Annotated in this window: 3 protein-coding genes and 1 pseudogene; 2 read left to right on the top strand and 2 right to left on the bottom strand. The window is 62.7% G+C overall.

Annotated features, from left to right (window positions below; genetic code table 11):
- Positions 1-356 (bottom strand): annotated as a pseudogene (locus KDB67_RS21325) (hypothetical protein); the annotation flags it as partial.
- A gap of 133 nt (positions 357-489) precedes the next feature.
- Between KDB67_RS21325 and KDB67_RS21320 the strand changes: the two are divergent.
- Both KDB67_RS21320 and KDB67_RS21315 read left to right on the top strand, forming a co-directional pair.
- The gene (locus tag KDB67_RS21320; RefSeq protein ID WP_291020384.1) at positions 490-1,251 is read left to right on the top strand and encodes a helix-turn-helix transcriptional regulator; all 762 of its coding nucleotides are present in this window, start codon (positions 490-492) and stop codon (positions 1,249-1,251) included.
- Positions 1,252-1,262: 11 nt separating this feature from the next.
- Positions 1,263-2,090 carry a hypothetical protein gene (locus KDB67_RS21315; RefSeq protein WP_291020382.1) on the top strand — a complete coding sequence of 276 codons (828 nt, stop codon included), beginning with the start codon at positions 1,263-1,265 and terminating at the stop codon, positions 2,088-2,090.
- A 176-nt stretch (positions 2,091-2,266) separates the two neighbouring features.
- On the opposite strand, the gene KDB67_RS21310 is transcribed toward KDB67_RS21315, so the two are convergent.
- Positions 2,267-2,776 carry a hypothetical protein gene (locus KDB67_RS21310; RefSeq protein WP_291020380.1) on the bottom strand — a complete coding sequence of 170 codons (510 nt, stop codon included), beginning with the start codon at positions 2,774-2,776 and terminating at the stop codon, positions 2,267-2,269.
- Positions 2,777-2,793 lie beyond the last annotated feature (17 nt).

Below are 2,793 nucleotides of genomic sequence, written 5' to 3'. Positions count from 1 at the left end.
TGTGCCGCCCAGCGCGCCACGCTGTCATCGACGCACACCACCAGTACTTCAACGGGGCACCGCAGTCGCTGCCGCAGCGAGATCACATAGCTGGGCCAGGAGTACGTTTTGTCGCTGCCATGACTTACCTGGACTTCGACGACGATCCCAAGGACCGCGCGACCGTCCTGATTGAGTGTGACCACCGCATCGGCCCGCCGCTCGGTCGGCACCACCTCACTGAGATCGGGCGAGCCGAGCTCCGCCGACTCATACTCGGGTACGACGAGATCGGCGACTCCGGTGAGCATCTCGGCTGCGAATGCCGGGCACAGTCGGATCAACTCGACGATCGCCTCGTGGCGCATCGAAACCATACCGGTGAGGATAGGAGTTGGCTACGACATCGATCGTGCTCGATGGCACAAGCGCTAGATCCCGGTGGGTTGATGAAACCTACAACTGCGGTATTGGTGTTGCATAAGTGCAACACGAGGGTACGATCGTGGGGTGGATCTTGCCGGGCGAATTTCGATGCTGCGGCGCGTGAACGGTCTCAGCGCCCGACAACTCGCGGCGTTGGTCGGTGTTGCCCCGACGACGATCACGCGGATCGAGTCCGGTGCGGTGAGTCCGTCGTTCGACTTGGCGCAGGAGATCATGGCGGTGCTCGGGGAGCCGATCGGCTTCACCGGGGTGGCCGACGCGTCTGCGATCGCGGCTGCGCGACTGGCCCTCGACCCGACGCTTGACATCAAGGTAGGCCCCGGTGTTGAAGCGTGGCGGCAGAGGTGGGCGCGCGTCGGACTTGTCGACGGGACGGGCAAGGTGATCACAGGTAAACATGCTGATCTGATGTTCCGTGCGGGCCGTGCGGCTCGTCTCACCCGGAGGGCCGGAGCAACTGACTTCAACGCCGGTCTGTCGGCGATCGAACTTGCCGGGGCCCTTGCTGCTGCCGATGTCGACTACGCCCTGACAGGTGATGCGGGAGCGAACTGCTACCGGTCGAGCGCGGGAGAGGCGTGGCCTGTTCTCTACGTCGAAGACGTCGCGCGCGCAGCCGCGGTGATCGGACTTGAGCGCAAGCAGCCGGAATCATTCGGGATGAAATGCACCCTGATCGCGTTCGACGGGGTGAATGAACTCGGCCGAGCGGACATCGACGGGGTCGTTGTCGCGGCCCGTGATCAGGTCGTCATCGATGCCTACGGTGGTATCGACCGAATGCCCGAACAGGCCGACATTCTGTTGGGGCGGCGAGTGGCGTGATGGAGATCAGGGTGCCGCGTACCGAGATCGAATGGAGTCGTCGCGCGATTATCAACGTGGTCGCCGTCCTTGCTGCCCATTCCGAGTCGCTGACGTTGGTCGGAGCTCACGCGGTCCTGCTGCGGACTATGGACCTTGATGCGCCGAGGATGCCTACCGGTGACGGCGATCTGGGCGTGACGCCCGGCCTGGTTGGTGATGTGCCGAGCATCGAGACACTGCTGGCGCAGGCCGGCTACGAGCACCGAACTACCGCGCGACCAGGATTGTGGGGTCGAGAACGATACGACGAGGCGGATGGAAGGCGAGGGTTTCGGGAAAAGATCGACCTGCTCGCACCGCATGGGCTTTCAGGCGCTTCGAGCCGTACCAGGCGTGGTGTGCCGACGTTGCAACCTGCCCACGGCAAGCTCGCAGTCGGCAATGCCGTCGGGCTGGAACTCGCCTCGTTCAACCGGTCGCCCATGACAATCACTGACTTCGCCGACCCAGAACTGTCGGTGGAGATCTTCGTTGCCGGGATCCCGGCACTCATTCTGGCCAAAGGGTCGAAGATCGGCGAACGTATGCGAGACCCACGCAAGGGGCCGGTCCGCGACAAGGATTTTGGTGACCTGTGGCGCCTCGCGGCAGTCGCCGCCGCTGACCAAACTGTCCGCGAAATCGCACGGTTTGTCGATCACCCGCAGGTCGGTGCCAATGTCCGCCAGAGCGTCGAGTGGACTGCTGATGTCGTTCGTGATCCGGTGAGTGCCGAACGAGCCAAGGTAGCATTCGATACTTTTGTCGACCCTGCTGAGATCGACCGGGTATTCAGCGAGTGGCGTGATTCTTTCTGACTTGCATCCGCGAGCAGTGGTTCGTCTCACCCGCCTATCCCACGCACAAGGCTATGAGGCAGGTCGTACGGCAGACGAGATCGCTGAGGCACCACCGTCACAAGTATCGGGCACCAAGGATTGGTTCCCTGGCCATACGTTGCGAGCGCAGATTCATGCGGTCGTCCCAGCGGTTCTCAGTCGAAGACGTCGCCGATGGCCTCCGCTGTGGCGGCCCGGCTTAGCCACATCTCGAGCGTGTCAAGATCCTCGCAGTGTTGCACCCTGTCGCGGATAGTATCGGGCACGTCGATACCTCGGGCTCGAAGCACCGTCAGGACACCGGCTGCCGCCTCTTCGGCCTTTCCTTCAGCTTTGCCCTCGGCCTTACCTTCAGCTTTGCCCTCGGCTTTGCCTTCGCCGTAGTATTTCCGGGCGAAGGGGGATTGGTACTCCCACGTTGTAGCAGTCACAAGTCGCTCCCATTTGGCTCGGGCAGCCCCTGAAAGCACCGCCCAGATCAGTTCAGAATACACATGGCCGTGCTCGAAGTCCGTGGCGATCGCAGCCGCCAACGCCTCCAAAACCTCAGGTACAGCGTAGTGCGCCATTGCCGACAGCATCGCCAGCTCCCGGCTTGATGCCGCGACATCGGCATCATCGATCACCGGAACGAGATTCGGTCCGACCACGATCGGGGTGATCATCGACCCGCGTCCGATCT

Origin of the sequence: Gordonia sp. (in: high G+C Gram-positive bacteria) (genome assembly GCF_020438995.1) — a bacterium.
GTDB lineage: Bacteria > Actinomycetota > Actinomycetes > Mycobacteriales > Mycobacteriaceae > Gordonia.
The sequence above is the reverse complement of the archived record's forward strand: the minus strand, read 5'-3'. Positions and strand labels throughout refer to the sequence as shown.

Coding starts and splice junctions, on each gene's coding strand:
- KDB67_RS21310 (WP_291020380.1), bottom strand. CDS start 2,776: ATGATCACCCCGATCGTGGTCGGACCGAATCTCGTTCCGGTGATCGAT.